General features: G+C 68.9%; 26 protein-coding genes. 9 read left to right on the top strand and 17 right to left on the bottom strand.

Annotation, left to right across the window (positions count from 1 at the left end; genetic code table 11):
- The first annotated feature begins 36 nt into the window (after positions 1 to 36).
- Positions 37 to 1,224 carry a CaiB/BaiF CoA transferase family protein gene (locus AB7E83_RS16940; protein WP_428571502.1) on the top strand — a complete coding sequence of 396 codons (1,188 nt, stop codon included), beginning with the start codon at positions 37 to 39 and terminating at the stop codon, positions 1,222 to 1,224.
- On the top strand, positions 1,221 to 1,982 hold the full coding sequence (locus AB7E83_RS16935) for an enoyl-CoA hydratase/isomerase family protein (RefSeq protein ID WP_428571500.1): 762 nt from the start codon (positions 1,221 to 1,223) through the stop codon (positions 1,980 to 1,982). Before AB7E83_RS16940 ends, AB7E83_RS16935 begins: the two co-directional genes overlap by 4 nt.
- A 6-nt stretch (positions 1,983 to 1,988) precedes the next feature.
- Here AB7E83_RS16935 and AB7E83_RS16930 read toward each other — a convergent pair whose 3' ends face one another.
- Together AB7E83_RS16930 and AB7E83_RS16925 are read right to left on the bottom strand one after the other, a co-directional pair.
- Positions 1,989 to 3,212 carry a type II toxin-antitoxin system HipA family toxin gene (locus AB7E83_RS16930; protein WP_428571498.1) on the bottom strand — a complete coding sequence of 408 codons (1,224 nt, stop codon included), beginning with the start codon at positions 3,210 to 3,212 and terminating at the stop codon, positions 1,989 to 1,991.
- Positions 3,209 to 3,520 (bottom strand): helix-turn-helix domain-containing protein, encoded by a 312-nt coding sequence (locus AB7E83_RS16925; RefSeq protein ID WP_428571496.1) that lies wholly within the window; start codon positions 3,518 to 3,520, stop codon positions 3,209 to 3,211. Before AB7E83_RS16925 ends, AB7E83_RS16930 begins: the two co-directional genes overlap by 4 nt.
- Before the next feature lie 126 nt (positions 3,521 to 3,646).
- Here AB7E83_RS16925 and AB7E83_RS16920 point away from each other — a divergent pair, with 126 nt between their 5' ends.
- The gene (locus AB7E83_RS16920; protein ID WP_428571494.1) at positions 3,647 to 3,883 is read left to right on the top strand and encodes a hypothetical protein; all 237 of its coding nucleotides are present in this window, start codon (positions 3,647 to 3,649) and stop codon (positions 3,881 to 3,883) included.
- Positions 3,884 to 4,227: 344 nt separating this feature from the next.
- On the opposite strand, the gene galE is transcribed toward AB7E83_RS16920, so the two are convergent.
- From galE to AB7E83_RS16865, 11 genes are all read right to left on the bottom strand, one after another.
- Positions 4,228 to 5,217, bottom strand: a complete 990-nt coding sequence (galE, locus tag AB7E83_RS16915) for a UDP-glucose 4-epimerase GalE (RefSeq protein ID WP_428571492.1) — start codon at positions 5,215 to 5,217, stop codon at positions 4,228 to 4,230.
- Positions 5,218 to 5,290: 73 nt separating this feature from the next.
- A complete protein-coding gene (locus AB7E83_RS16910) occupies positions 5,291 to 6,769 on the bottom strand; it encodes a hypothetical protein (protein ID WP_428571490.1) in 1,479 nt (492 codons plus the stop codon).
- A gap of 14 nt (positions 6,770 to 6,783) precedes the next feature.
- Positions 6,784 to 8,343: a M81 family metallopeptidase gene (locus AB7E83_RS16905; RefSeq protein WP_428571489.1), complete on the bottom strand. Its 1,560-nt coding sequence runs from the start codon at positions 8,341 to 8,343 to the stop codon at positions 6,784 to 6,786.
- A gap of 7 nt (positions 8,344 to 8,350) precedes the next feature.
- Positions 8,351 to 8,911, bottom strand: coding sequence for a cysteine dioxygenase (locus tag AB7E83_RS16900; protein ID WP_428571487.1), 561 nt, complete (start codon positions 8,909 to 8,911; stop codon positions 8,351 to 8,353).
- 17 nt (positions 8,912 to 8,928) lie between these two features.
- Positions 8,929 to 10,077 (bottom strand): NAD(P)/FAD-dependent oxidoreductase, encoded by a 1,149-nt coding sequence (locus tag AB7E83_RS16895; RefSeq protein ID WP_428571485.1) that lies wholly within the window; start codon positions 10,075 to 10,077, stop codon positions 8,929 to 8,931.
- Positions 10,078 to 10,082: 5 nt separating this feature from the next.
- Complete coding sequence (locus tag AB7E83_RS16890; RefSeq protein ID WP_428571483.1) at positions 10,083 to 11,357, bottom strand: TRAP transporter large permease; 1,275 nt, start codon at positions 11,355 to 11,357, stop codon at positions 10,083 to 10,085.
- Positions 11,354 to 11,890, bottom strand: a complete 537-nt coding sequence (locus AB7E83_RS16885; RefSeq protein ID WP_428571481.1) for a TRAP transporter small permease — start codon at positions 11,888 to 11,890, stop codon at positions 11,354 to 11,356. The genes AB7E83_RS16890 and AB7E83_RS16885 overlap by 4 nt, the downstream gene beginning before the upstream one ends.
- A 6-nt stretch (positions 11,891 to 11,896) precedes the next feature.
- Positions 11,897 to 12,889 carry a TRAP transporter substrate-binding protein gene (locus AB7E83_RS16880; RefSeq protein WP_428571479.1) on the bottom strand — a complete coding sequence of 331 codons (993 nt, stop codon included), beginning with the start codon at positions 12,887 to 12,889 and terminating at the stop codon, positions 11,897 to 11,899.
- 38 nt (positions 12,890 to 12,927) lie between these two features.
- Positions 12,928 to 13,620, bottom strand: coding sequence for an amino acid ABC transporter permease (locus AB7E83_RS16875; protein WP_428571477.1), 693 nt, complete (start codon positions 13,618 to 13,620; stop codon positions 12,928 to 12,930).
- 1 nt (position 13,621) lies between these two features.
- The gene (locus tag AB7E83_RS16870) at positions 13,622 to 14,359 is read right to left on the bottom strand and encodes an amino acid ABC transporter permease (protein ID WP_428571475.1); all 738 of its coding nucleotides are present in this window, start codon (positions 14,357 to 14,359) and stop codon (positions 13,622 to 13,624) included.
- A 21-nt stretch (positions 14,360 to 14,380) separates the two neighbouring features.
- On the bottom strand, positions 14,381 to 15,259 hold the full coding sequence (locus AB7E83_RS16865) for an amino acid ABC transporter substrate-binding protein (RefSeq protein WP_428571473.1): 879 nt from the start codon (positions 15,257 to 15,259) through the stop codon (positions 14,381 to 14,383).
- A 127-nt stretch (positions 15,260 to 15,386) separates the two neighbouring features.
- Here AB7E83_RS16865 and AB7E83_RS16860 point away from each other — a divergent pair, with 127 nt between their 5' ends.
- Genes AB7E83_RS16860 through AB7E83_RS16845 form a run of 4 tightly spaced genes read left to right on the top strand, consistent with a single transcriptional unit; the run spans position 15,387 to position 18,708 of the window.
- A complete protein-coding gene (locus AB7E83_RS16860) occupies positions 15,387 to 16,097 on the top strand; it encodes a GntR family transcriptional regulator (RefSeq protein WP_428571471.1) in 711 nt (236 codons plus the stop codon).
- Between the two features lie 15 nt (positions 16,098 to 16,112).
- Positions 16,113 to 16,934, top strand: a complete 822-nt coding sequence (locus tag AB7E83_RS16855; RefSeq protein ID WP_428571530.1) for an amino acid ABC transporter ATP-binding protein — start codon at positions 16,113 to 16,115, stop codon at positions 16,932 to 16,934.
- 5 nt (positions 16,935 to 16,939) lie between these two features.
- Positions 16,940 to 18,013: a threonine aldolase family protein gene (locus AB7E83_RS16850; protein WP_428571470.1), complete on the top strand. Its 1,074-nt coding sequence runs from the start codon at positions 16,940 to 16,942 to the stop codon at positions 18,011 to 18,013.
- Complete coding sequence (locus tag AB7E83_RS16845) at positions 18,010 to 18,708, top strand: L-2-amino-thiazoline-4-carboxylic acid hydrolase (protein WP_428571468.1); 699 nt, start codon at positions 18,010 to 18,012, stop codon at positions 18,706 to 18,708. The genes AB7E83_RS16850 and AB7E83_RS16845 overlap by 4 nt, the downstream gene beginning before the upstream one ends.
- A gap of 6 nt (positions 18,709 to 18,714) precedes the next feature.
- Here AB7E83_RS16845 and ilvB read toward each other — a convergent pair whose 3' ends face one another.
- The gene (ilvB, locus tag AB7E83_RS16840; protein WP_428571466.1) at positions 18,715 to 20,487 is read right to left on the bottom strand and encodes a biosynthetic-type acetolactate synthase large subunit; all 1,773 of its coding nucleotides are present in this window, start codon (positions 20,485 to 20,487) and stop codon (positions 18,715 to 18,717) included.
- Positions 20,488 to 20,550: 63 nt separating this feature from the next.
- On the opposite strand from ilvB, the gene AB7E83_RS16835 reads away from it, so the two are divergent.
- The gene (locus AB7E83_RS16835; protein WP_428571464.1) at positions 20,551 to 21,057 is read left to right on the top strand and encodes an Lrp/AsnC family transcriptional regulator; all 507 of its coding nucleotides are present in this window, start codon (positions 20,551 to 20,553) and stop codon (positions 21,055 to 21,057) included.
- Between the two features lie 105 nt (positions 21,058 to 21,162).
- Here the strand turns inward: AB7E83_RS16835 and AB7E83_RS16830 are convergent, their stop codons facing one another.
- Together AB7E83_RS16830 and AB7E83_RS16825 are read right to left on the bottom strand one after the other, a co-directional pair.
- Entirely contained in the window at positions 21,163 to 22,140 is a 978-nt protein-coding gene (locus tag AB7E83_RS16830; protein ID WP_428571462.1) for a lysozyme inhibitor LprI family protein, read from the bottom strand.
- Between the two features lie 230 nt (positions 22,141 to 22,370).
- Positions 22,371 to 22,817: an SRPBCC family protein gene (locus AB7E83_RS16825; RefSeq protein ID WP_428571460.1), complete on the bottom strand. Its 447-nt coding sequence runs from the start codon at positions 22,815 to 22,817 to the stop codon at positions 22,371 to 22,373.
- A 323-nt stretch (positions 22,818 to 23,140) separates the two neighbouring features.
- Here AB7E83_RS16825 and AB7E83_RS16820 point away from each other — a divergent pair, with 323 nt between their 5' ends.
- Positions 23,141 to 23,638, top strand: coding sequence for a fasciclin domain-containing protein (locus AB7E83_RS16820; protein ID WP_428571528.1), 498 nt, complete (start codon positions 23,141 to 23,143; stop codon positions 23,636 to 23,638).
- Between the two features lie 36 nt (positions 23,639 to 23,674).
- Here AB7E83_RS16820 and fdhF read toward each other — a convergent pair whose 3' ends face one another.
- Entirely contained in the window at positions 23,675 to 26,509 is a 2,835-nt protein-coding gene (gene fdhF, locus AB7E83_RS16815) for a formate dehydrogenase subunit alpha (protein ID WP_428571459.1), read from the bottom strand.
- Positions 26,510 to 26,594: the final 85 nt, after the last annotated feature.

The following is a 26,594-nucleotide window of genomic DNA, read 5'->3' as shown; positions in this document are numbered from 1 at the left end:
CAAAGCCGGTTCCGCGGTGTCCCCGAAAGGAAAACCGTGCCTCCATTGCCTCTTCAAGGCGTCCGCGTCCTCGACATCAGCCAGGTCATGGCCGGCCCTTACGCGGCCATGCTGCTCGGCGACCTCGGCGCCGACGTCATCAAGATCGAGCCGCCGGGCACCGGCGACCAGACGCGCGGCTCGATGGGGTTCAAGATGAAGGGCGCCGACTCGCTCGGCTACCTCAACATGAACCGCAACAAGCGCAGCATCGCGCTGAACCTGAAGTCCGAGGCGGGCCGCGACGTCGTGCTCGCGCTCGCGAAAGATGCCGACATCCTGATCGAGAACTACCGGCCCGGCGCGATGAAGCGCCTCGGGCTCGGCTACGAAGCCGTGAAGGCGGTCAATCCGCGGCTGGTCTACACGAGCATCTCGGGCTTCGGCCAGACCGGCCCATGGGCCGACCGCCCCGGTTTCGACCTGATGGCGCAGGCGATGAGCGGCGTGATGAGCGTGACGGGCTATCCCGACTCGCCGCCCGTGAAATGCGGCGTGCCCGTCGCCGACATCGGCTGCGCGCTCTTCGCGATCTATGCGACGCTCTCCGCGTACATCGGCGCGAAGAACACGGGGCAGGGCCAGTACGTCGACGCGGCGCTGTTCGATGCGGCGATGGCGTTCTCCGTCTGGGACATCTGCGACTACTGGGGCACGGGCAAGCGCCCGGAGCCGCTGGGTACTTCGAACAAGATGACGGCGCCCTACCAGGCCATGGCATGCAGCGACGGCCATTTCGTCATGGGCGCCAACAACCAGAAGCTGTGGCTGCAGCTGTGCGCGCTGATGGGCCGCGAGGATCTGCTGCGCGACGAGCGCTTCGCCACGATCGCCTCGCGCCTGGCCCACCGGCAGGCCCTGCAGGACGAGCTGGAGAAGACGTTTCGCCTGCACACGCGCGACCATTGGGTCGACACGCTGCTCGCCAACGGCATCCCGGCCGGCCCGATCCTCGGCTATCCCGAGGCCTTCGGCAGCGAGCACGCCAGGGCACGCGGCATGCGCATGGAGATCGACCATCCCGTCGAAGGCTCCGTGCCCAACATCGGCTTCGCGGTGAAGCTGTCCGGAACGCCGCAGCAGGTGCGGCGCCATCCGCCGCTGCTGGGGGAACACACGCGCGAGGTGCTGGAGGAGCTGGGACTCGACCCTGCGGCGCTGGAAGCGAAAGGAGCATTCTCGTGACGGTTCGGCTCGACATCGACGGGGGCATCGCCACGGTCACTTTCGACCGGCCCGAGGCGCGCAATGCGATGACGTGGGCGATGTACGAATCGCTCGCGTCGATCTGCGAACAACTGCGCGGCGACGATGCGGTGCGCGTGGTCCGCTTTCGCGGCGCGGGCGGCGAAGCCTTCGTCGCGGGGACCGACATCGCGCAGTTCCAGACCTTCCGCACCGGCGACGACGGCGTGGCCTACGAGGAGCGCATCGAGGCGTGCATCGCGGGCCTCGAATCGCTGGAGAAGCCGACCGTCGCGGTCGTCGAGGGCTGGTGCGTGGGCGGCGGCCTGGTGATCGCGACCGTCTGCGACTTCCGCATCGCGACGCCGTCCGCGAAATTCGGCGTGCCGATCGCGCGCACGCTGGGCAACTGCCTGTCGGTGGAGAACGTCGCGCGCCTGGCGGCCGCGCTCGGACGCCCCCGCGCGCTGCGCGTGCTGCTGGCGGCGGACCTGCTGGGGGCCGACGAAGCGCTCGCGGCGGGCTTTCTGCACGAGGTGGCGGACGACGTCGGCGCGGCATCGGAGCGCTTCTGCAAACGGCTCGCCCAGCTCGCTCCGGTGACGCAGGCGGTGAGCAAGACGGCGCTGAACCGCCTGCTGCTGCGCGATCTGCCGGATGCGCAAGACCTGATCCGCCGCGCCTATGGCAGCGACGATTTCCACGAGGGTGTGCGCGCGTTCGTCGAGAAGCGGCCGCCTCGCTGGACGGGCGCTTAGCTCAATTCAGCCGCACCGCGCCACGCACGCGTCGACTTCGGCCGCGATGCGTTGGCGCGTGGTCTTCCGCACGCCGCCCTCGTCGAGTCCCGCCCGCAATCCCTCGGCCACCGCACGGCAGCGCTCGATGCACTCGGTCGCCTTGCCCTTGGGCACGCCCGCATCCGCCGCCAGCTTCAGCAGATCGCCGCGCGCCGGCGCGCGCGCCTCGCCCATCACGCTCGTCTGGTGCCAGCCGCCGGGGCCGTGGCTGAACGTGAGGTCGTAGCCCGGCGCAAGCTTCCACTCGAAGCGCCGATCCATGCGGAAGGCGAAATTCTTCGCATGGTCGTCGCGGTTGTGGAAGACGACGTTGAAGACGCAGCGCGCATACGCCTTGCGGACCTCCTGCTCGTCGCGCGTGAAGAAGTGCGTGGCGCGCAGGAGCGCCCGATAGTCGAGCGAGGGCAGGCGGAAGTCCGCATTCAGCGCACCCGCGGCCGAATGCACGGGCACGCGCATGCCGTCCTCGCGGTCGAAGCGCGCCACGCCGAACGCGGCCAGGTCGCGCGAAAGGTCGAAAACGCGGCTCTCCGGGAATTCGATTCCGCATTCCCTCGCGAGCCGCGTATAGGCGAACTCGATGGCGCAGACCTCCTTGTGTTCGGCGCGCGCGGGGAATTTCACGAGCCACGGTTGGCCCTCGGCATCGGGCTTCGTGCTCATGCGTCCGCTTCGCGGCTCGTACTGCACCAGCGCCTTGGGCCGAGCGCCCTGCGGCGAGCCGCCCACGACCGCGAGGGCCTGCAGTGCGGCCGTGTCGCGGTCGTCGATCACGTCGCCGGCGGCGCGCGCGAGCTCGAGCAGCGTGAGGTCGTGGCCGTCGAGTTCGAGCGCGGCGGGCGGCGCGAAGGCCAGTGCACCGAGCGCGCGCTCGCCGATGAAGCTCAGGCGGTCGAGCGGGGACAGCCGCTCGGGACGAAGGCCGTACTTGAGGAACACGCGGTCCATGAGCAGCAGGCCCCAGCCGTCGGGCAGGGCGTCGGCAATGAAGCCGGGCAGTCCGGACTGATGCGAAGCGAAGCCGCTGAACGCCTGCGGCCGCAGCGGGGCATGCAAGGGCGAAAGTTCGACACCGCGGCGCAGGGCTTCGGGCGAGTACTCGAACACGACCCCGGCACCGGCATCGGCCAGCGTGCCGAGCGGCCAGTGCTCGCCCCAGCCCCGAAAGGCGACGTCGACCTTTTTCATGCGCGCTTGCCTCGGGCGCGTTGCCGTCGGGCGGCGGTGGCGCGTTCCATCTCGGCAATGCTCGCCACGGGATTCGGCTTGAACACGTCGAGTTCGGCGACGAGGCCGAGGGCCCGCGCGACGCGCACGAGCGTCGCCACGGTCGACTGGCCGTCGCGCTCGAGCTTCTTCACCGCGTTGAGCGCGATCCCGGCCCGGGTGGCCAGGTCCTGCTGGGTGATGTCCAGCGCCAGCCTGCGTTCGCGCAGGCGAGCGCCGAGCTCGGCGCAGACCTCGGCGGGGGTGGCTAGACGGAGATCGGGAAGCACGAGATATTTTAGCCTTTTAAAGGATCATTAATGAATAAATGTCCACTTTATAGACCTAAATAGGATTGTTATGATCCGATACTTCGTCCTACACCTCCAGCGCGCGCCCCTGTCTACCATGGTGCGATGAACCCCACGCACGCCCCCGCACCGGTCGACCTGGCCTCCGAATCGGCCGCCGGCGAAGAAGACCCCGGCGCCTCCATCGACATCACGCTCGCCCCCGGCGCCGGTCCACGCCCGGACAGCGCGGTCAGGGACTGCGTCCGCTGTGCCGGCAGCGGCAAGGTGACGGGCCTGACCTGTCCGGACTGCAAAGGCAGCGGCAAGGCGACCGCGACGCTGGGCCAGACCAAAGCATGATGAATTTCCCGCGGGCGTCGCCGATATTGAAGTCGTGCCAGGCCGGTGACGCCGCTGTCGGACCCGACGGTCCGCAGCGGTCCTACAGCAAGGCACCGGTTCGTCGTCCATCCTTCACATCAAAGGAAGCGGGAGACCCATCATGTGCGCACCGTGCAACCACACTTGCCAACAAGGCCGGCATTGCCCGACCCGGATGCAGCTTCAGTCGCAGGCTGCTCCCCAGTCCAACGTCAAGGTCGCCGACGGAATCCGGCTGCTGCTTGCGCGGCTGACCGGCGAGCGCCGACCCACGCACAGCCATTGAGCACCGGCCAGCGCCGTCCACCGCGGCGCTCCCGGTCTCAGGCGCGGGTTCGGCGCTGTTCCCAGCGCCAGGCGTGCGCCACGATCGTCTCGATCTCCGGGTAATTCGGCGTCCACCCCAGTTCCGCGCGCGCCCGCGCCGAATCGGCCACCAGCACCGGTGGATCGCCTGCGCGAGGCGGGTCGTCCCGAACAGGAATCGGGTGCCCCGTCACCCGCCGCGCCGCGGCAATCACCTCGTTCACCGACTGACCATCCCCATTGCCGAGGTTGTATGTCGCCGATGCGCCGCCGTCGGCGAGCCTGCGCATCGCCAGCAGATGGGCATCGCAGAGGTCCTGTACGTGGACGTAGTCGCGGATGCATGAGCCGTCGCGCGTAGCAAACGTCGAGCCGAAGCGCGAAATCGCGGGGCGTCGTCCGGCTGCCACCTGCAGCACCAGAGGAATCAGATGTGTCTCGGGCTCGTGCGATTCGCCGAGCGTTGCGTCGGGGTGCGCGCCCGCCGCATTGAAGTAGCGCAGCACGATCGAGCGAAGTCCGTAGGCACGGTCGTAGTCCGCCAGGAGGCGCTCCACGGCGAGCTTGCTCTGCCCGTACGGGTTGATCGGCTGCGTGGGATGCGACTCCGCCATCGGCACGGTCACCGGTTCGCCGAACACGGCGGCGGTCGATGAAAAGATGAAGCGACTCACGCCGCAAGAGAGCATCGCGTCGAGCAGGCCCATCGTCTGCACGAGGTTGTTGCGCCAGTACTTGCCCGGGTCCGCCACGGATTCGCCGACGAGGCTGGCCCCCGCGAAATGCATCACGCATTGCGGCCGGAATTCTCGCAGGACCCCGGTCATGAAGGCCGGGTCGCCGATGTCGCCGATGCGCAGGATCGCATCCCCGACGGCCTCGGCATGCCCCGTCGCCAGGTTGTCGACGACGACGGGCCGGTAGCCGGCATCCCGCAGCATGCGGACCATGTGCGAGCCGATATAGCCGGCGCCGCCGGCGACGACCACGGGGGGCGGAGGATTCATGTCGGGAGCGCTGCTTCGGGGGCGGATCGAACCCGGATTGTCACCGCTCCCCGGAGCGGAAGCCCTTGCGGCCTCAGGCCGGCGGCTTCTGCTCCGCGGCCCAGTCGCGCAGCAGGGCGAGCGTCGTGAACACCGCTCGCACGGCCAGGCGCATGTTCGGCTCGATCAGCGCGCCGTTCGCATCCACCGTGCCGAGCCCCGGCGTGAAGATCACATTGCCGTCTTCGGCCTGGCTGAGCACGATGCCCATGCGCGCGAGCGCGTGGCCCATGAGGTTCGCGCCCGCGATGCGGTCCTCGTTGGTGAAGATCGGAATGCCCATCCGGTCGCCCGACCAGGTGCGCTCGTAGTTCAGCTCGACGCCGCCGAGGTTGTGCGAGCGGGTGACGACGAAGTCGCTGCCGAGGCGGTCCCGCCAGCGCGTGCATTCCTCCTGCACGATGTCGTGCAGCCGGTCGATGGGGTCGGTCAGGCGCTGCGGCTCGTCGCGCAGCACGCGCAGCACATGCACGAGTGCCGCGAGACTCAGCTTGCCGGGGTCCGCCGACGCGTGCGTGCCCTTGCCGTGCGAGGACACGGTGCCGAACCGCTCGCTGTGGAAGCCGAGCGCGCGGCGCACGTTCACCATCGCGCCTTCGCGGCCGATCATGAGGCCGCTCGTCGGCGCGCCCGCGACCTTGTCCATGCTGAAGAGCATCACGTCGGCGCCGAGCTTGCGCGGGTCGGAGCCGATGAAGGGCGCGCCCCAGGCATTGTCGACGACATAGGGCACGTCGTACGAAGCCGCGAGCGCGCCGATGCTGGACTGGATGCGCGGCACGCCGTACGCGTCCCTCTCGCCATAGCCGTAGCCGGGCGTGTCGTAGCCGAGCGTGACGAAGCCCGCGAGCTGGCTCGCATGCGTCTGTGCGGCGCGCTCGACTGCGTTCAGCGTGCGCGCCGCGTCCGTGCCGAGCAGCATCGGGCTCTGGATCATCTTCGGGCCATGCACGTCGTAGCGCGCGCCGGCCATGGGCACGAAGACGATGTCGGTGTTCAGCGCGCGGCGCCCGTTGAGACCGAGTTCGCCAGCGGTGGAGCCCCGGTCGGAGAACACTTCCTTGTACTTCGGCGGAAAGGGCCGGCCGTAACTCAGGTGATGTTCCGCATGGCGCTCCAACAGGCCGACGCAGCGCGCGCGGTAGGTGTCGCCGCGGCCGAGCTGCGGCGGCGTGAGCAGGGCGTCGTGGACAACCTCCAGCGCGGCTTCGCAGCTGTTGGTGGGCGCCGCGTCCCAGCCATCGCCGTACACGGATTTCACGAGGCGACGGATCTCGTCGCCCAGCGCGCGCATGGAGACGAACTTTCCCGCGACGTCCTGCATCGCCTGCATGACGTCGGCGCGCAGCGTTCCCGGCAACGCGGAACTGGCGCCCGAGGTGCCGAGTCGGCCGCGCAACTCGGGCGGGATGTCGAGCGCGCGCCCCGCCTCTTCGGCGCGCGCGAGAAACTCGTCCTTGCGCACGACGAGGCTGTCGTAGAGGTCCATTCTCGTGAGGGTCGGCATGGGCATGGCGTCGAGGTCTTTCAGGGCGCGAGGGAGGCGGTGGCTGGGGGCGGTGTCCACTGCGTGTCGAGGTCGAGCGGAAACACGGGGCGGCGCAGGCCGCGATAGTTGAAGTTGGAAAGCACGTTGCTCGTCATGCCGGGCACGTCGACCTCGAAGATCTGCGCATCGGAGAAGAACTCGTCGAAGCCCGCGCGGAAATGGCCCCGGCTCTTGAGCACGACGCAGGCCGCCTGGCCGATGTCGATGCCGAACATCTCCAGCGTGCGCGGGTCCGCCGGTTGCTCGCGCAAGCTCGTGACGACGACGCGCAGGCCGGAACCTTCGAGTCTCAACAGCGCGGAGGTGCCCAGCACGATCTGGCGCCCGGCGTCGCGGCCGCGCCGGCCGACGTCGTTGCCGTCGCAGAGGTGCTCGACCGTCGCCTCGCATTCGAATCGCTTGTTGAATTCGCCTTCGACGCGGTTGAACACGGCCTTGAAGCGCTCTCCCACGCCGATGCGATGCGCCTCGCTCGCGAGTGCGGGGTCGTTGAAGAGTCCGACCACCACGCGGGGCACGCGCGCGTCGTGCAGGGCCTGCATCAGCCATGTGGTGTTGCCGGGTGCGCCGCCGCCGGGATTGTCGGCGAGGTCGGCCAGGATTACCGGCGGGCGCTTTCCGTCCGCGGCTTCGCGGGCGAGGGCGAGGGCGCGGGGCAGGGAAACGAGGTCGCGGATGAATCGGTGGCGCATGTCCCATGCCGCATGTGCGAGCTGCCGCGCGACGCGGTCGGCGGCTTCCTGGTCGCCGTCCGAAGTCACGTTGATCGTCATGCCCGACTTCGGCACGTCGGTCAGGATGAAGCCGCCGGTGACCGAGACGTCGAGGATCGGCGGCTTCTTCAGCGACTGGCCCAGCGCGATGAGCTCGCCCATCGGCCAGCCGGGCGCGGCCAGCATCGACACGCCCGCGGGCGCGAGCGGCAGGCGGATGAAGGCCTTGCGGGTCTTCACGCCGCGCAGCATCGCGCGCAGGAGATCGGCCGCATCCGCCGCGCGTTCGCGATGGTCGACGTGTGGATTGGTGAGGTACGCGAGCAGCGCATCGGCGTCGCGCACCAGACGGTCGGACACGCTGCAGTGGAGGTCGTGCGTGACGACGACGGGCACGCCCGGGCCGACGAGTTCCCGCACCATGGCAACCAGCGTGCCGTCGTTGTCATCGTCGCCGGTCGCCTTCGAGCCGCCATGGCTGCATACGTACACGGCATCCACGGGCAGGGCCGCCTGCAGACGCGCGCGGGCGATCGCCATGAACTCGTTGAACACCGATTGCAGCACCGGCCCGCCGGGCTGCGCCGCGAGCAGGATCAGGGGCACGGCGGTCCAGGGTCCGGTCTCGTCCATGCGGCGATAGAAACCGGGCACTTCGAGCGGCAGGTGGCTCGTCTCGTAGGCCTGCCGGGTGATCGCTTCGCCCTCGGCCCAGCATTCGGCCTCGAAGTCCGCGCGGGTGGTGGGCGGCGCGAAGCCGTTCGCTTCGAGATGCAGGCCGACGAGGGCGACGCGGGGGGGGGGGGAGGAGGCGGCGGAAGTCATGCGCACGTCACCGGTAGCTTGCGACGAAGGGCGTGGTCGCGCCCGTGGCTTCGTCGTAGCGGCGGCGAAGCGGCGCGAGCGAGGCGAGGTCGGCGCCGTAGACGTGGATGCTGACGGAGTCGCCGTCGAACACGTTGCGGACCTCGTGGATGTCGCCGAGGGTGGGGGACACGGCCGTGGTTTCGCCGGGCCTCAGCACGCATTCGGATTGCAGCACGAGCGGCTGGCCCGCGACGGCGTCGCGGTAGACCCGCGTCGATTCCGCGCCGCGCAGCTGGCCGATCAGGCCCCAGGTCTTGTGGTCGTGCGGACTCGACCAGCCGCCCGGTCCCCACGAGACGCACAGCACGGTGAAGCCCTTGCGCGTGTCGCGATGCAAAAGGTACTGGGTGAACTTTTCCGGCTCGGCCTCGAGGTACTTCGCGGGAAGCCATGCGTCCTCCGCGACGAGCTGCGCGAGGCGCTGCTGCCCTTGCGCGAGCAGTCGGGGCTCGTCGTCGCCCGCTTCGTCGAGCAGCGCCTCCATGTCGCGCAGGAAGGAGTCGAAGGTGGGATTGCCGCTCAGCATCGGTGAAGCTCCAGAGTTCAGCGCAGGCGTTGCGGCGAGATGGCCGCAGGGTCCAGCCCTTGCGCGAGGATGTGTTCGGGGGTGGCAAGGTGCAGCAACTGCGCCGCGGCGAGTTCCGACACCGCAGCGGCGGACTGGATGCCGTAGCCGCCTTGCCCGGCGAGCCAGAAGAAACCCTCGGCCGCGCCGTCCCAGCCGACGACGAGGTCACCGTCGGGTACGAACGAGCGCAGGCCCGCCCAGGTACTCGCCGGACGGCGGATGCGCAGCGAGGTGGTCTCTTCGATGCGATGGATGCCGAGCGCGACGTCGAATTCCTCGGCCACCACGTCGTGCGGATGCACGGGGTCGGCGTTGGCCGGCGAGCCGAGCAGTCGGCCCGCGTCAGGCTTGAAGTAGAAGCTTTCGTCGACGCTGCACACCGTGGGCCAGGCGTGGATGTCCATGCCCTCGGGCGCGTCGAAGGTGAAGGCGGTGCGGCGGCGCGGCTCCAGGCCGACGGGCCGCACGCCGCAAGTCGCGGCGACCGTGTCGGCCCATGCGCCCGCGGCGTTCACGACATGGCGGGCGCGCAGTTCGCGGCCGTCGCCCAGCGTCAGTCGCCACTGGCCGTCTTCGCGACGCGCGGCCACGAGGTCCGCGTTCGTGACCAGGCTCACGCCGCGTGCGCGGACGCCGCGCAGGAAGCCCTGATGCAGCGCATTCACGTCGATGTCCTGCGCATCGTCCTCGAGAATCGCGCCGTGCAGCAGCTCGCCGCGCAGCACGGGAACCATCGCAAGCGCCTCCGCCGGCTCGACGAGGCGCACGTTGCCCGCGTTGCCGGCCAGTTCCGTGTACATGTCCTTCAGAAGTTGCTCCTGGCCGTGCGACGCGATGTACAGCGCGCCGCGCGGCGCCAGCAGCGGCTCGCCCGTGAAGCCGGCCGGCGGCGACTCGTAGAACGCGCGGCTGGCGCGCGTGAGCGCACGGATCGCGGCGGTGCCGTAGCTCTCCATGAACATCGCGGCGGAGCGGCCGGTCGAGTGGTAGCCCGGCTGCGATTCGCGTTCGAGCAGGACCACCTTCGCGTCGGACGCGGCGAGCCGCCACGCCACGGAGGCGCCCGCGATGCCGGCGCCGACGACGGCGAAGTCGTGAAGGGTGTCGAAAGTGTCTTCGTTCATGAGATTCAGCGTACCAGCGCGAGCGAGAACGCCGGCACGTAAGTCACGAGCATCAGCACCCCGAGCATCAGCAGCACCTGCGGCCAGATCGCGCGGCTGATGTCCCAGAGGCTCAGCCTGGCGATGGCCATGCCGATGAAGAGGCAGTAGCCGATGGGCGGCGCGGCCATGCCGATCGCGACGTTCGTGACGATGATGGCGCCGAAGTGGGTGGGGTCGACCCCGAGCTGCCGCGCGATGGCGATCAGCACCGGACCGAGGATCACCATGATCGCGACTTCGTCCATCACCGCGGCGAGCAGGAAGAAGGCGACGTTCAGGAGCAGCAGCACCATCCACTTCGATTCCACCGCGCCGAGCAGGCCGGCGGCGAGCTTCTGCGCAAGCTGTTCCTGCGCCACGACCACGCCGAAGCCGTTGGAGACGATCACCACGGCCATGACGATCGCGGTGATCTTCATCGCATCGATCGCGAGGCCCGGCAGTGCGCGCAGCGTGAGCTTGCGCTCGATCGCGAAGCCGACGAAGAGCGCGTAGACGCAGGCCACGGCGGACGCTTCGGTCGGCGTGAAGATGCCCGAATAGATGCCGCCGAGGATGATGACCGGCGCGAGCAGCGCCCAGATGCCGCCCCGCAGGGCCAGGCGGATCTCCGGCCAGGTCGCGCGCGGCAGGCGCTCGACGTTCGTGTCGCGCCGGGCGCGCCAGAGCACGTAGGCCGCGATGCTGCCCGCCATCGCCAGCCCCGGAAGCACGCCGGAGAGGAACAGCTTCGCGATGGACTGTTCGGCGATGACGCCCCAGATGATGAAGGCGATGGAAGGCGGGATGAGCGGCGCGAGGACGCCGGCGCTCACGCAGAGCGAGGCCGCATACGCCTTCGAGTAGCCGCGCTCCACCATGGCGGGAACCATGATCGCGCCGATGGCGGCGGTCGTTGCCGGCGCCGAGCCGGAGATGGCGGAAAAAACGATGGCCGCGAGGATGACGACGAGACCGAGCCCGCCGGGCAGATGGCGCACGAACACGTCGGCCAGCGCGATCAACCGCTTCGACAGGCCGCCCGCCGACATCAGCTCGCCCGCGAGCATGAAGAAGGGAATGCCGAGCAGGCTGAACGACTGCGTGCCGGCCATCATCGTCTGCGGCAGCAGTTCCGGCGCGATGTTCGAGAAGGTCAGCACCGCGATGACCGCCGCGGCGATGGCGAAGGCGAATGGCACGCCGCACATCGCGAGCGCCGCGAAGCCGCCGGAGAGAATCCAGGCGTTCGCGGTCACTCGGCGTGCTCCCCGCGCGCCGGCGGGCCGCGCAGCGCGTTCTCCGCGGCGAAGAGGAACAGCATCGCGGCGGTCACCGGCAACGCGCCGTAGAGCAGCCACGAGGGGTACTTGACGGCTTGCGAGGTCGCGCCGCGCATTTCCATGAGATAGCTGGAGCCCGCCCAGAGCAGGTAGGCGGCGATGCCCGCGACGAGCAGCGCGATGGCGCGCTCGACCCATCGCGAGGCGCGCTCCGGCAGGGCCGTCAGCAGCAGGTCCACGCGCACGTGCAGATGCTCGCGGGTACACAGCGCGAGCATGAGCAGCACGATCCAGCCGAAGGCGAGCAGGGCGACTTCCTCCGTCCACGGCGGCGAGCGGTTGAACACGGCGCGCGTGACCACCTGCCAGACGATGGAGGCGACCATGATGCCCACGAGCGCCACGACGAGGGCGCGCGCGGCGCTCGCCAGCAGCGCGTTGCCCGCGGCGGCCGCGTGCAACAGGCGTTCGACCGGCCGCATGCGCATCGGAGGGGCCGCGAGTTCCATCGCGAATTACTTGGTCGCCGCGAGCGCCGCGTCCATGAGGTCCGCGCCGATGGAAGGGCGCAGCTTGTCGTAGAGCGGCTGCACCTTGCGGCGGAACGCCGTGCGGTCGCCGACCGCATTGACCTTCAGGCCCTTGCCCTTGAGGATCTCGAGCGCCTTGTCCTCGTTGGCCGCGTTCACCCGCCGCTGCTCCGCGACGGCGCTGGCCGCGGCCTTGCGCACCATGTCCTTCTGCGCGGCGCTCAGCTGGTCGAAGCGGCGCTTGCTCACGCCGAGCTCGGCGACGGAATAGGTGTGCCCGGTGAGCGACATGAACTTGACCGCCTCGTACAGCTTGAGCGCGTCGACAAGGACCGTGGGCAGGTCCATGCCGTCCACGGCGCCCTGCTGCAGCGCGGTCATCGTCTCGCCCCAGGCCATGGGAACCGGGCTCGCGTCGAGCGCCGAGTACATGTCCATGGCCACGCTGTTGTGGACGCGGTACTTCACGCCGACCACGTCCTGCGGCGTGCTCACCGGCTTCTTGTTGTTCAGCATGTGGCGATAGCCCGAGGCGAGGTAGCCGAGGACGACCACGCCCTTCGCTTCCATCTTCGCCGCGAGCTTGCGGCCGACGTCGCCGTCGAGCACCTTGAATACCTGCGCTTCCGTCGCATAGAGGAAGGGCAGGTCGTTGAGCTGGAATGCCGGCTCCACGGGCGACCAGGCGCCGTTCGTCACCACGGCCGCGTCGACCGTGCCGAGGCGCAGCCCTTCGATCAGCTGCTTTTCGTCGCCGATCTGCCGGTTGGGAAACAGCTGCACTTCCATCGTGCCCTTGCTCTCGTTCTCCAGCGCCTTCTTGAATGCGTGCGCGGCGATGGCATACGAATCCTGCGCCGAATCGGCCGTGGCCCACCCGAGCTTGAGGACCGTCTTGTTCTGCGCCGCGGCCGGGCCTGCCGCGACGAGGGAGAGGCCGAGCGCGCTGCACAGGGCCAGTTGGGCGATGAATCTCATGGGAAGCTCCTTGGGGCGGGTGGATGGGGCAGGCTGCCTCAGGTCGCGACGCCGTAGCGCCGCTCCAGATGGCGAACGGCGCGCGAGAGCGCGAAACAGCACACGAAGAACACGACGGCGACGACGCCGTAGAAGAAACCCAGTTGCCCCTCGCGCTGGCCGAGCCGCGCGGCCATGCCCACGAAGTCGGGCAGCGTGAGCACGTAGACGAGCGAGGTGTCCTGGAACAGCACCACGGTCTGCAGCAGCAGCACGGGCAGCATGCGCGGCAGCGCCTGCGGCAGGATCACGTGGCGATACACGTCGAACGGGGAAAGGCGCAGGGCGCGCGCGGCCTCCAGTTGTCCGCGCGGCACGCTCTGGATGCCCGCGCGCACGATCTCGCAGTAGTAGGCCGCCTCGAAGATCGCGAACGTGATAAAGGCGGAGTACACGGGGCCGATGGGTACGGGAAAGCGCGCGCCGGTCGCATGCTGCAGCACGAGCGGCATGAGGAAGAAGAACCAGAAGATGACCAGCAGCAGCGGCACGCAGCGGAAGAAGGTGACGTAGGCGAGGGCGAACGACGACAGCGCGCGGTTGGCGGACAGGCGCATCAGCGCGAGCGGGATGCCCAGGACGAGCCCCGCCAGCGCGGACGCGACCGTGAGCGTCAGCGAAAAGGCGAGCCCCTCCGCGAGCCGCGGCAGGTTGCGCACGAGCAGGTCGAAGGAGTCGGCGAAGGCGTCCATGTCAGGCGGCGGGCGGCTGCAAGGTGCCGGGCAGGCGCAGTGCGTGTTCCAGCGCCTGCAGCACGACCACGACGGTGAGAATGGTGACGAGGTACACCAGCGTGGCGATGAAGAAGATCTCGAAGGTGCGGAAGGTCTGTTCGGAGATTTCGCGCGCGCGCTGCGTGACCTCGATGTAGCCGATGGTCAGTCCGACCGACGTGCCCTTGATGCAATTGGTGAACTCGGTGGTGAAGGGCGGCAGCACGATGCGCAAGGCCTGCGGCAGCAGCACGAAACGGTATTCGTCGCGTGCATGCAGGCCGAGCGCGAAGCACGCCTCGCGCTGGCCGCGGCCGAGGCTGCCCACGCCCGCCCGCGTGAGTTCGATCACGCGCACCGACATGAAGACGCCCAGCCCCACCACGAGCGTCCAGTAGGGCGCATCGGGCAGGTCGCGCTTGAGCCAGTCGCCGGCGGCGCGCGGCAGGATTTCGGGCAGGACGAAGAACCACAGGAAGAGCTGCACCAGCAGCGGCACGTTGCGCACGACTTCCACGTAGGCCGCGATCGCGCGCTGCGCGATGCGGGCGCGTGGCAGCGTCCGCACCACGCCCAGCGGCAGGCCGACGACGAGCGCGAGCGTCATCGCGCCGGCGAACGCCGCGAGCGTGCGCCGCCAGCCGTCGAACACCAGCGCGAGGTTGCTCTCGCCCGTGCCGAGCGTCGCGGGCAGCGAGAGAAACGCGAAGTCGAGCATGGCGGCCGCGTGCCGGTGGAATCAGATGCCGGTGTCGTTGGGCTGGCGCATCTGCTGGCGCAGCGGCTCGGGCATCGGCAGCATGTAGGGCGCGGCCATGAAGAAGCGGTTGTAGTTCTTCTCGAATTCGCCCGTGCTCATCATCTTCCGGATGCCTTCGTTGGCGAGCGTGCGGAACCGGTCGTCGCCCTTGGCGATCATGATCGACACCACGTCCGGCGGCGACGACCAGTCGGGCAGGAACACGAAGTCCGCCGCTTCGCGCGACTTGTGGATCGAGCTCGCGAGCATGAGCGAATCGTTGATCGCCGCATCGGCGCGGCCGGTCTCGAGCAGCAGGAAGCCTTCGGCCGTGTCGCGCGCGAGCACGGGCTTCACGCCGAGACCGCGCGCGCGGTCGAGTTCGGCGAGCAGCTTCTGCTGCACCGTGCCCTGCATCACCGCGACGCTGCGCCCCTTCAGGTCGGCGGCGGAGCGCACCGGCCCGCTCTTGCGCACGGCGATGCGCGTTTCGATGTAGAGGATGTTGTAGGTGAAGCCCACGACCTTCTGCCGCTCGATCGTGTTGCTCGTACCGGCGCATTCCATGTCGATGGTGCCGTTCTGCACGAGCGGAATGCGGTTCGACGCATCGACGGGAACGAAAGCGACCTTGAGGTCGGGGCGCTTGAGCGCCGCCTTGATGTGCTCCGCCGCGTACTTGCACACCTCCACGGAATAGCCGGTCACCTGTCCGTTGTCCGCCACGTAGCCGAGCGGCGGCGAGGCGGTGCGATGGCCGATGACGATCTGCCCGCGGGCCAGGATCTTGTCGAGCGTCGGGTTCGCCTGCGCGGCCGCGAGCACGGGAAGAAGGAGCGTTGCGGCTGTTGCGATCGTCCGCAGCGTCGAAAAGACCATGGCTTGTCTCCGAATGGGTAGTTGGTCGTCGAATCCTAGCGTCGGAAACGAAGTTGTCAAGATACTGTAGCTTGTATCTTTTATTCTTTTCCTCTGCTATGATCCGGGCTACACTGCGACTCGACTGATGCCCACCACTGCCGCCGACCCCAAGCCCGCGCCGAAAATCGCGCGCCTCCAACGCCAGACGATGTCCGGCCAGGTCGCGGACGACTTGCGCCGGCGCATTCTTTCGGGCGAGTTTCCGGAGGGCACGCAGCTGTTGCAGGAGCAGCTGGCCGCCGAGTTCGGCATCAGCAAGGTGCCGGTTCGCGAGGCGCTGCATCAGCTCGAGGCCGAGGGTTTCGTCATTCAGCAGTTCCATCGCGGCGCGACGGTCGCGGGCCTGTCGCCCGACGAGATCATGGAAGTCTTCGAGCTGCGCACGCAGATCGAGGTGTGGCTGATGGAGCTCGGCATGGCGGCGGCCACGCTCGACGACGTCATCGCCGCGCGTCGCTACGCGGACCGGATCGCCGTGTCGACGGACCCCGCCGAATTTCCGGAACTCAACTGGCAGTTCCACGAGGCGCTGTACCGCCCGGCGAAGAAGCCCTTCGTGATCGACCATCTGCGAAAGCTCCATTCGCAGGCGGAGCGCTACGTTCGCATGCAGCTGAGCCCCGACCTCAACAAGGAAGAGGTCATCCAGGGGCACGAGGAACTGCTGGAGCTGTACGCCCGCAAGGATGCGCGCGTGCTCGATCGCCTGCGGCGCCACATCCTCGGTTTCGCGGAGCAACTTACCGCGTACCTCACCCGCGTGCAGCAGGAGCGCGCGGCTAAAACCACGGCCTGAGGAGGTCCCATGGACATGGTCACGTCGTCCACGAGCGCCTCTGGTGGAAGTATCTTTTCAACTTCCGACATTAGCCGAGACCAGATTTCCACCAGCGACCGGGCGTATGGCGTTGCCGTCGCATTCGATCGCGTCACCAAGCACTTCGGCAGCTTTCGCGCGCTCGACGACGTGAGCCTCACGATTGCGAGAGGGCAATGCGTGGTGATCTGCGGACCCTCGGGTTCGGGCAAGTCCACGCTGATACGCTGCGTGAACGGCCTGGAGACGCCGGACGCGGGACGCATCGTGGTCGAAGGCGTCGGGGTCGACGCGAAGGGACTCGACGAAGTGCGCCGCCAGGTCGGGATGGTGTTCCAGCAGTTCAACCTGTTCCCCCATCTCACGGCCCTGCAGAACTGCACGCTCGCGCCGATGCGCACGCAAGGCCTCTCGCAGCGCGAGGCCGAGGCGCGCGCGATGGCCCTGCTCGAGCGCGTGCGCATTCCCGAGCAGGCGCACAAATATCCGGCGCAACTCTCGGGCGGCCAGCAGCAGCGCGTGGCGATCGCGCGCGCGCTGTGCCTGCAGCCGCGCGTGATGCTGTTCGACGAGCCGACCTCCGCACTCGATCCCGAGATGGTGGGCGAAGTGCTGGACACGCTGCGCGCCCTGGCGCGCGATGGCATGACCATGCTGTGCGTGACGCACGAGATGGGCTTCGCGAAGCAGGTGGCCGACCGCATCCTCTTCATCGACCAGGGCGCGATCCGCGAGGATGCGTCGCCCGAGGAATTCTTCCGCGCGCCGCGGCACGAGCGCGCGCAGGCCTTCCTCTCGCGCGTGCTGCACCCCTGAGCGCCATGCAACGCTTCCCCCTCGATTTCTACAGCGACACGAAGACGCAGCCCACGCCGGCGATGCGGCGTGTCATGGCCGATGCGGAGGTCGGCGACGAGCAGCATCGCGAGGACCCCACGGTCGCGCGACTGCTCGAGCGCGTCGCCGACCTGCTGGGCGCGGAGTCCGCGATCTTCGTTCCCTCCGGCACGATGGCCAACGCCGTCGCGGTGCTGGTGCATTGCCGGCCGGGCGATGAAGTCATCGCGCACGAATCGGCGCATCTCTTCCACTACGAGGCGGGCGGCCTCGCCGCGCTCGCGGGCGCGATGCCGCGGCCGGTGGGCGGCGCGCGCGGGTTGTTCGATGTCGCGGCCGTGCGCGCGGCCATGCGGCATGCGGTGCGTCCCGACCTCCCGACCACGCGCCTCGTCGCGCTGGAACAGACCGCGAATCTCGGGGGCGGCGCGGTGTGGCCGCTTGCGCAACTCGCGGCCGTGACTCACTTCGCGCGCGAAGCGGGATTCGCAACCCATCTCGACGGCGCGCGGCTTTTCAACGCCAGCACGGCGAGCGGCGTGGCCCCGCGCGAATACGCACGCTGCTTCGACACCGTCTACGTCGACTTCACCAAGGGCCTCGGTGCGCCGTTCGGCGCCGTGCTCGCCGGCACCCGGCCGCTGATCGAGGCCGCGTGGCGCTGGAAGCAGCGCCTGGGCGGCTCGATGCGGCAGGCGGGCGTGCTCGCCGCGGCCTGCCTGCATGCGCTCGACCATCATGTCGAACGCCTTGCCGAGGATCACGCCAACGCGCGCGAACTCGCGCGCCTGCTCGCCGACGTCGAAGGCATCGCGGTCGAGCCCGTGGAGACCAATATGGTGTTCATCGACGTCGCGGCCACGGGCCTTTCCGCGCAGGCGTTCAACGACGCGCTGGCGCCGGACGGCATTCGCATGAGCCCGCAGGGCGCAACCCGACTGCGGGCAGTGACGCACCTGGATATCCGCGTGGACGACGTGATCGCGTGCGCGCGCGCCGTGCGCCGCATCGCCGCGGACCGCCGCGGCACACCGCCAGCAGGAGACTCGCGCCCATGAATCCCTCGCCCACGCCGCATCCGTATTACGCGCAGCGCCGCGACGCGCTCGTGGCCGATTTCGAGGAATGCCTCGCCCGCGCCGCGCCGAAGTTCGCCCAGCTGCTGCCGCAGCATCCGCTGGCGAGCCTGAAGCCCGAACTCATCGCCGAGTTCGACCGCGTGCTCGCGACGCTGCCGTATGCGGGCGGCGCGCAGGGCCGCATGACGCCGTTCTTCGAGCAGGCCACGGGCTTCTTCGCGGTGGGCCGCGTGCTGCGCTCGCACGGCGTGCCCATCGAGGTCAATGGTCCGCTCATGCGCGAGACCTTCATGGCGCGGCTCGTGAACCTGCCCGAGTCCGAGCGGCACGCGCTCGGCCACCGCTGGCTCACGCCGGAGAACCAGGCCGCGCTGCGCGAACTCGCCGCGGCCAGCCAGACTCGCGAGAACCCTGGCGATTTCGTCTACCGCTTCGTCGAGGCCGGCAAGACGGAGTCGGGCGCGGCGTTCGACTTCGGCATCGACTACAGCGAGTGCGGCTTCTGTAAGCTGAGCAAGGCGAACGGCGACGAAGACCTGCTGCCCGTGATGTGCGCGATGGACAACGAGTCCTACGGCCTGCGCGGCATCAAGCTCTACCGCACCCGCACGTTGGCGGGCGGCGACACGCACTGCAACTTCCGCTTCAGCGCGAAGGCCGAAGCGAAGTCCTGAGCGGCGTCAGTCGGCGCCGTACCAGCGGCCGTCGCCCAGCATGACTTCGTGGTGGCCGCGCCCGGCCGGGATCATCGGATAGCAGTTCTCCTGCGCCGCCACCTGCACGTCGAGGAAGAACGGGCCGTCGTGGGCCAGGCACTCCGCGAGCGCCGCGTCCAGCTCCTGGGGATCGGAAACGCGGCGCGCGCCCCAGCCGAATGCGCGAGCGAGCGCGACGAAGTCCGGCAGCGCGGCGTTCCAGCTGTGGCTCAGCCGGTTGCCGTGGATCAGCTCCTGCCACTGCCGCACCATGCCCATGTAGCCGTTGTTCGACAGCACGAGCTTGACCGGCGTGCTGTGCTGCATCGCCGTCGACAGCTCCTGGATGTTCATCAGCACCGACGCGTCGCCGCTCACGCACACGACGGTCTTGTCCGGGTGCGCGACCTGCGCGCCGATGGCCGCGGGCAGGCCGTAGCCCATCGTGCCCGCGCCGCCGGAGGTGAGCCAGCGTCGCGGCTGCTCGAAGCGCAGGTACTGCGCGGCCCACATCTGGTGCTGCCCGACGTCGGTGGAGACGATCGCATCGCGGCCCTGCAGTTGCGACTGCACGGCGGCCATGAGCTGCTGCGGCAGGATCTCGCCTTCGCGCGGCGAGAAGGCGAGGCAGTCCGCGCCTTGCCACGTCGCGATGCGGGACCACCAGGCATCCAGCCGCTGCGGCTCGCACGCAGGCAGCTTGCGCAGCAGCGCCGACAGCACGTCGTGGCAATCGCCCGCAAGGCCGACGTCGACCTTCACCACCTTGCCGATCTGCGCGGCATGGATGTCGATGTGGATCTTGCGCGCATGCGGGCAGAAGTCCGCGAGGCGGCCCGTGATGCGATCGTCGAAGCGCGCGCCGACGCAGATCACGAGGTCGGCTTCATGCATCGCAAGGTTCGCTTCCAGCGTGCCGTGCATGCCGAGCATGCCCAGGAAGCGCTCGTCGGACGCGGGCAGCGCGCCCAGGCCCATGAGCGTGAGCGTGGTCGGCAGGTTCCAGCCCCGCGCGAGTTCGGTGAAGGCTGCGCATGCGGCCGGACCGGAGTTGATGAGCCCGCCGCCGCCATAGAGCACGGGCCGGCGGCTGGCCGTGATGAGTTCGCAGGCCTTGTCCAGGTCCGCGGGCGCGAATGCCGAGGGCGCCCGGGCAACGGCGGCCGATTCGACCGGGCGTTCTTCGGGCACCGCGACGCGCTGCAGCTGCACGTCCTTCGGGATGTCGAGCAGGACCGGCCCGGGCCGGCCCGAGAGCGCGATGCGCACGGCTTCGTGGACGGCCTCGGCCATCTGCGCGGCGTCGCGCGGCTGGTGGTTCCACTTCGTCACGGGCCGCGACAGGCCCAGCGCATCGCATTCCTGGAACGCCTGCGTGCCGATCACGGACGTCGAGACCTGGCCGCTGATGCACAGCACGGGAACCGAATCGCTGATCGCATCGAGCAGGCCGGTGATCGTGTTGCCGACGCCGGGGCCCGAGGTGACCAGCACCACGCCCAGCTTGCCGGTGCTGCGTGCGTAGCCTTCGGCCGCGTGCATGGCGGCCTGCTCGTGGCGCACGAGAACGTGGCGAAGCGCCGGCTGCGAATACAAGGCGTCGTACAGCGGAAGCGCCGCGCCGCCGGGGTAGCCGAAAATCGTGTCGATGCCGCAGGCGACCAGCGCATCGAGCAGGATTTCCGCGCCGTTGCGGGTGCGGACGTCGGCGGGAACGTCGGCGGACGTTTCGGGGGGGAGGGGATACAGCGCTTCCATGTCCTTGATTTTTCCGTGAATCTGACAAAATGTCCTTCGAATTTGCGGGATGCGGGACAGAGAATGGCAAAAATCGTTCGAAAGAAGGCGCCGATCGCCGAAGAATTGCCGGATGGGCTCGATAAGGTCGATCTCGCCATCGTCCGGGAACTGCTGGCCGACTCGCGCCGCACGCTGCAGCAGATCGGGGAGGCGGTGAAGCTGTCGCCCACGACGTGCTGGAGCCGCATCAAGCGACTCGAGGCCGAGGGCGTGATCACGAAGTACACCGTGGAACTCGATCGCGCGCGCATCGGCTACCACGACACGGTCATCGTGCAGCTCACCCTCGACAGCCACACCGACCAGGCGCTCTACCAGTTCGGCCGCGCGCTCGCCGAGATTCCCGAGGTGCTCGATGCCTATCTGGTGTCGGGGGAGTACGACTACTTCATCCGCATCGCGGTGAAGGACACGCGCGACTACGAGCGCCTGTTGCGCGAGAAGCTCTACAAGATTCCCGGCATTCGGCACAGCAAGTCGAACTTCGTGCTGCGCGTGCTGAAGGACGCCCGCGTGCCCTTGGCCTGAAGCACGGTCGAGCGCGCGATCGAAGCGCGTTGGCTCCTGCTTCCCCGCGCGCTGATGCTGGCGCTCGGGGATGAACACCGAATTCAACCGATCGAAGCTTCACAGCTAGCGGTCCTGCGCGAGCAGTTGGGCACGGCGCTGCGCGAACCATTCGAGCAGGCATTCTCGGTCGCGGCACTCCGCTTCGCGTCGCCGCCATTCCCGGTCGCTCACGCGCTGGAAGGCGGCGGGATCATCGGCGGACGCTTTCGCGCGGGCGTAGATCCGGCCGAGGTCGCGGTCGAGGCGAGCGAGCTCGGGGTCGGCGCAGATCAGGCGCTCCGGCGTCGAGCGCGCCTTGTCGCAGTCGAAGCTGGGATTCGGGCGGGTCCGGGGCGCGCGGTCCGCGTCCGGTGGGCCGCTTTCGACTTCACGGTCACGGTCGCGGTCGCGGTCGCGGTCGCGGTCGCGGTCGCGGTCCGCGTCGCGCTCGCGCCCGAGTCCACGTTCATCGCTGCGCGGGATCACGCGCGGGTTGCCCTGTGCAGGCGTAGGCTTCGCCTCCACGGGCGCGACGCTCTCGGGGGCCTTGGCCGTCCCTGGACCCGGACCGCGCTCCTTCGCGGTCGCCGGAGGCCGGGACACCGCGACGGTGTCCCCGCGTCCCTTGGCCGGCTGCGCGCCGATCGCACTCATCGCCTGCGTAGCGAAGCGGACCTTCTCGTGCGAGGGTCCGAGCTGCGCCTGGTAAACCGTCAGGCTTTCGCGGAACAGGCGCGATGCCCGCGCAAGCAGCTCGGCCCGGTTCGCCGCGCCTTCCTCGGCCAGGCTCGCATAGTGCCGCGCGAGGTTGTACTTCGCATCGGCCCGCAGCACGCCGGCGTTCGCGGCGCCGTCCTTCACCGGAAGATTGCAGGCCGCGAGGTAGGCGACCTCGGCATCGCGATCCAGCCCCGCGGCGGCGGACTCCTTGCCCTTGACGACGAGCGCGGCGCTGCTTTCGGTGCCGCCGGGGCTTGCGCTGCCGTCGCCCTTGCCCGCCACTGCCACGACGGGCTTGTCGTTGCACGGTGCCTGCGCGTCGGCGGCGTTCGCGGTGGCCATTGGGGCCGATGCCGATGCACGGGCAGGCGTGCCCGCCGACGCCCCCGCGGTCCGTGCGGGCGGGTCATCCGCCGAACGCAGCGCGTACACACCACCCACCGCCAGGGCGGCGCCCGCGAGGGCGCCGGCCACGAAAAGGGGAATGCCCGACCTTGCGCGTTCTGCCATGCGCCACGATAGCGCCGCGCGGACGCCGCGCGGGCTCGTTGTCACCGAATGTGCGCGAGGCTTCAGCCGGGAATGTCGGGCTCCACGAGCTGCGCCAGCGCGACCAGCGACTCCTGCCAGCCGAGGTAGCACATCTCGGCCGGAATGATGTCGGGCACGCCTTCCTGCACGAAGCTGACGTCGACGCCGCACGACACCGGCCTGATCGTCACGCTCGTCTTCATCGTGCCCGGCAGGTTGGGATCGTCGAAGGCCGCGTCGTACACGATTCGCTCGCCCGGCACGAGCTCGTGATAGCGGCCGCCGAACGAATGCGATTGACCTGTGCCGAAGTTCGTGAACGACATGCGCCACTGGCCGCCCACCACGGGCTCCATCGCATGCACCTTGCCCACGAAGCCGAAGGGCGGCAGCCAGCGTGCGAAGGCATCCGGTTCGGTGAACGCACGGTAGAGCTTGTCGGGCGTGGTGCGCAGCACGCGATGCAGGCGGATGGTCTGGGTTCCCATGGCGAAGTGCTCCCTGATGGTCGAGGATGACCCTCTGTGTACACGACGAAGACGCGATGCACAAATCGACATTCGCTCACATTTGATCCGAATCCGGAGGGCGCGGCGGCTGCGTATCCATCCCGAGGCCCGGCCATCCCGCCAGGCCCGCCAGCTCAGGAGAGAGATCCATGAAACACACATTCGTCGCCCTTTGCGCCGCTTCGTTCGTCGCCGCCATCGGCAGCTCCGCGTTCGCGGAAGGCTATGGAAACGGGGTGCTCGTCGACCGGAACGCGTCGGTGCAGGGCTCCACCTATCCCGCGACCGCAACGGCAACCGCGATGGGCGCGAACGCCGCGCCCAAGACGGTCGGCGGCGCGCCGATGTACCCGGCCAAGGACATCATCGACAACGCCGTGAACTCGCGCGACCACACGACGCTCGTCGCGGCCGTGAAGGCGGCCGGCCTGGTCGACACGCTCAAGGGCAACGGGCCGTTCACGGTCTTCGCGCCGACCAACACGGCGTTCTCCGCGCTGCCGGCCGGCACGGTCGACACGCTGCTGAAGCCCGAGAACAAGTCGACGCTGACCCAGGTGCTGACCTACCACGTCGTCCCCGGCAAGGTCGACGCGGCCTCGCTCTCGCAGCAGATCCGCGCCGGCGGCGGCAAGGCGATGCTGAAAACCGCGAGCGGCGGCACGCTGACCGCCAGCATGCGCGGCAAGGATGTGCTGATCACCGACAGCAAGGGCAATGCGGCCGTGGTCACCACCGCCGACGTGTACCAGTCGAACGGCGTGATCCACGTCGTCGACAAGGTGCTCATGCCCTCGTGATGCGGCACGCCCCCAGGCGCGGGGCGGAAGGCGGCCTCAGCCCGGGTGTGCCGCCAGCGCCGCCAGCGCCTGCCCGCCGCCGAAACTCAGTTGCTTCGGCGGCTCGCCGCCCAGCGTGAGCCGCACCGCGCAGTACTTCAGCTCGGGGATCTTCGCCACGGGGTCGAGCGCGTCGTTGGTCACGCGATTGACCGCCGCTTCGTAGTAGCAGAAGGGCACGAAGACCGCGCCGCGCGGCGAGCTGTCGTCGGCGCGGCCATAGAGCGTCACCTTGCCGCGGCGCGACTCGATGGTGACCAGGTCACCGGGCTGCGCGCCCAGCGCGGCGAGGTCGAGCGGATGGATCAGCGCGACCGGATCGGGCTCGATCGCATCGAGCACGCCCGCGCGGCGCGTCATGCTGCCGGTGTGCCAGTGTTCGAGCTGGCGGCCGGTGATGAGCACGACGGGGTAGGCCGCATCGGGCCGCTCGGCCGCGGGAATGATGTCGGCCGGAACGAAGCGCGCCTTGCCCTCCGCGCGCGGGAAGTCCGTCGTGAACACCACCGACTGCCCAGGATCGCCTTCCTTCGTGCAGGGATACGTGACCGCATGGTCGCGCTCCAGGCGGTCCCACGTGATGCCGCCGATGCTGGGCATGGTGTGGCGCATCTCGTCGAACACTTCTCTCACGTGCGTGTAGTTCCAGGGCAGGCCGATGCGCTGCGCGAGCTCCTGGATGATCCAGAGGTCCTGCCGCGCCTCGCCGGGCATGTCGAGCGCCTTGCGCGCCATCTGCACGAGACGATCGGTGTTGGTGAAGGTGCCGTCCTTTTCGGGGAAGGCGCTGGCGGGCAGCACGACGTCCGCGAGCGCGGCGGTCTCGGTGAGGAAGATGTCCTGCACCACGAGATGATCGAGCTTCGCCAGCGCCTCGCGCGCATGGTTCGCGTCGGGGTCGGACATCGCGGGGTTCTCGCCCATGATGTACATGCCGCGCACCTTGCCGTCGTGGACCGCGTGCATCACTTCGACGACCGTGAGTCCGGGTTGCGCGTCGAGCGTGCCGGGCTGCAGCTTCCACGCCTTCTCGAAACGCGCGCGCACGTCGGGCTCGATCACCTTCTGGTAATCGGGGAACATCATCGGGATCAGGCCCGCGTCGGACGCGCCCTGCACGTTGTTCTGGCCGCGCAGCGGATGCAGGCCGGTGCCGGGCCGGCCGATCTGGCCGGTCATGAGCGCCAGCGCGATCAGGCAGCGGGCGTTGTCGGTGCCGTGGACGTGTTGCGACACGCCCATGCCCCACAGGATCATCGAGCCCTTCGACGTGGCGTAGAGGCGCGCCACCTCGCGCAGCGTCTCGGCGGGAATGCCGCAGATCGGCGCCATCGCCTCGGGGCTGTAGCCCTCGACGTTGCGGCGGAGTTCCTCGTAGCCGATGGTGCGCGACTCGATGAAGCTCCTGTCGACGAGGCCCTCATGGACGATGACGTGCATCATCGCGTTGAGCATCGCGACGTCGGTGTCGGGCTTGAACTGCAGGTAGCGGTGCGCGAGCCGCGAGAGGTCGGAGCGGCGCGGGTCCATCACGACCAGCTTCTTGCCGTTCTTCACCGCATTCTTCATCCACGTCGCGGCGACCGGATGGTTGACCGTCGGGTTGGCGCCGATGACCACGATGACCTCGGCCTGCGTGACGTCCATGACCGGATTCGACACTGCGCCGGAGCCGATGCCTTCGAGCAGGGCGGCGACCGACGAGGCATGGCACAGCCGCGTGCAATGGTCGACGTTGTTGCTGCCGAAGCCGGTGCGCACGAGCTTCTGGAAGAGGTAGGCCTCTTCGTTGCTGCCCTTGGCGGAGCCGAATCCCGCGAGGGACTTCGGGCCGTGGGTATCGCGGATCGACTTCAGCTTGCCGGCCGCGAGGTTCAATGCTTCTTCCCACGTCGCTTCGCGAAAGACTTCGAGGACGTTGTGCGGCTCGAGCGCGGCGTGCGGGAGTTTCGGTGCGCCTTCCCGGCGGATCAGCGGCTTCGTGAGTCGCTGCGGATGGCTCGCGTAGTCGAAGCCGTAGCGACCCTTGACGCACAGGCGTCCGTGGTTCGCGGGGCCGTCGCGACCTTCGACGTAGAGGATGCGGTTGTCCTTCACGTTGTAGGTGAGCTGGCAGCCGACGCCGCAGTAGGGGCAGACGGAGGCGATTTTCTTGTCGGGGACCTGCAGGCCGACCTCGCGCGCGGGCATGAGCGCGCCGGTGGGGCAGGCCTGCACGCATTCGCCGCAGGCCACGCAGGTGGAGACGCCCATCGGGTCGTCCATGTCGAAGACGATCTTGGCGTGCTCGCCGCGGAAGGCGAGGCCGATGACGTCGTTGACCTGTTCGTCGCGGCAGGCGCGCAGGCAGCGCGTGCACTGGATGCAGGCGTCGAGGTTGACGGCGATGGCGGGGTGGGAGAGGTCGGCCTGGACTTGTTGCCTTGCAGGGAAACGGGGCTTGCCGACGTTCAGTTTTTCGGACCAGAGATCGACTTCGTTCCTGCGCGTGTAGTCGGCCTCGGGCATGTCGGCCTGCAGCAGTTCGAGCACCAGCTTCTGCGACTTGACCGCGCGGTCGCTGTCGGTGGTGACCTCCATGCCGTTCGCGGGGTTGCGGCAGCAGCTCGGCGCCAGGACGCGCTCGCCCTTGATCTCGACCATGCAGGCGCGGCAGTTGCCGTCCGCATCGAGACCCGGCTTGTAGCAGAGTCGGGGAATGTCGATGCCTTCGCGGTCGGCGACCTGGATGATCGTTTCGGTCGCTCTTGCCGTGACCTCCTGGCCATTGAGCTTGAAAGTGACGGTCGGCGCGTCGAGTTGCGCGAGTTCGGCTCGGGTGACGGCGTTCATATCGTTGTGGCTCCGGTCTGCGGCGCAAATGGGGTCAGAGCACGATTTCGAGAACCGTCGCGCTCTCCGGATAAACCTCGCGCGA

It is taken from the genome of Ramlibacter sp., from assembly GCF_050250995.1.
Taxonomy (GTDB): domain Bacteria; phylum Pseudomonadota; class Gammaproteobacteria; order Burkholderiales; family Burkholderiaceae_C; genus Ramlibacter.
This window is presented reverse-complemented; position numbering and strand designations above follow the sequence as displayed.

Excerpts from the sequence above, each read along its gene's own strand:
- AB7E83_RS16930 (WP_428571498.1), bottom strand. The coding sequence starts at position 3,212 with ATGAAAAAGGTCGACGTCGCCTTTCGGGGCTGGGGCGAGCACTGGCCG.
- AB7E83_RS16920 (WP_428571494.1), top strand. The coding sequence starts at position 3,647 with ATGAACCCCACGCACGCCCCCGCACCGGTCGACCTGGCCTCCGAATCG.
- galE (WP_428571492.1), bottom strand. The coding sequence starts at position 5,217 with ATGAATCCTCCGCCCCCCGTGGTCGTCGCCGGCGGCGCCGGCTATATC.
- AB7E83_RS16910 (WP_428571490.1), bottom strand. The coding sequence starts at position 6,769 with ATGCCCATGCCGACCCTCACGAGAATGGACCTCTACGACAGCCTCGTC.
- AB7E83_RS16905 (WP_428571489.1), bottom strand. The coding sequence starts at position 8,343 with ATGACTTCCGCCGCCTCCTCCCCCCCCCCCCGCGTCGCCCTCGTCGGC.
- AB7E83_RS16900 (WP_428571487.1), bottom strand. The coding sequence starts at position 8,911 with ATGCTGAGCGGCAATCCCACCTTCGACTCCTTCCTGCGCGACATGGAG.
- AB7E83_RS16895 (WP_428571485.1), bottom strand. The coding sequence starts at position 10,077 with ATGAACGAAGACACTTTCGACACCCTTCACGACTTCGCCGTCGTCGGC.
- AB7E83_RS16885 (WP_428571481.1), bottom strand. The coding sequence starts at position 11,890 with ATGGAACTCGCGGCCCCTCCGATGCGCATGCGGCCGGTCGAACGCCTG.
- AB7E83_RS16880 (WP_428571479.1), bottom strand. The coding sequence starts at position 12,889 with ATGAGATTCATCGCCCAACTGGCCCTGTGCAGCGCGCTCGGCCTCTCC.
- AB7E83_RS16875 (WP_428571477.1), bottom strand. The coding sequence starts at position 13,620 with ATGGACGCCTTCGCCGACTCCTTCGACCTGCTCGTGCGCAACCTGCCG.
- AB7E83_RS16870 (WP_428571475.1), bottom strand. The coding sequence starts at position 14,359 with ATGCTCGACTTCGCGTTTCTCTCGCTGCCCGCGACGCTCGGCACGGGC.
- AB7E83_RS16865 (WP_428571473.1), bottom strand. The coding sequence starts at position 15,259 with ATGGTCTTTTCGACGCTGCGGACGATCGCAACAGCCGCAACGCTCCTT.
- AB7E83_RS16860 (WP_428571471.1), top strand. The coding sequence starts at position 15,387 with ATGCCCACCACTGCCGCCGACCCCAAGCCCGCGCCGAAAATCGCGCGC.
- AB7E83_RS16855 (WP_428571530.1), top strand. The coding sequence starts at position 16,113 with ATGGTCACGTCGTCCACGAGCGCCTCTGGTGGAAGTATCTTTTCAACT.
- AB7E83_RS16850 (WP_428571470.1), top strand. The coding sequence starts at position 16,940 with ATGCAACGCTTCCCCCTCGATTTCTACAGCGACACGAAGACGCAGCCC.
- AB7E83_RS16845 (WP_428571468.1), top strand. The coding sequence starts at position 18,010 with ATGAATCCCTCGCCCACGCCGCATCCGTATTACGCGCAGCGCCGCGAC.
- ilvB (WP_428571466.1), bottom strand. The coding sequence starts at position 20,487 with ATGGAAGCGCTGTATCCCCTCCCCCCCGAAACGTCCGCCGACGTTCCC.
- AB7E83_RS16835 (WP_428571464.1), top strand. The coding sequence starts at position 20,551 with ATGGCAAAAATCGTTCGAAAGAAGGCGCCGATCGCCGAAGAATTGCCG.
- AB7E83_RS16830 (WP_428571462.1), bottom strand. The coding sequence starts at position 22,140 with ATGGCCACCGCGAACGCCGCCGACGCGCAGGCACCGTGCAACGACAAG.
- AB7E83_RS16825 (WP_428571460.1), bottom strand. The coding sequence starts at position 22,817 with ATGGGAACCCAGACCATCCGCCTGCATCGCGTGCTGCGCACCACGCCC.
- AB7E83_RS16820 (WP_428571528.1), top strand. The coding sequence starts at position 23,141 with ATGGGCGCGAACGCCGCGCCCAAGACGGTCGGCGGCGCGCCGATGTAC.
- fdhF (WP_428571459.1), bottom strand. The coding sequence starts at position 26,509 with ATGAACGCCGTCACCCGAGCCGAACTCGCGCAACTCGACGCGCCGACC.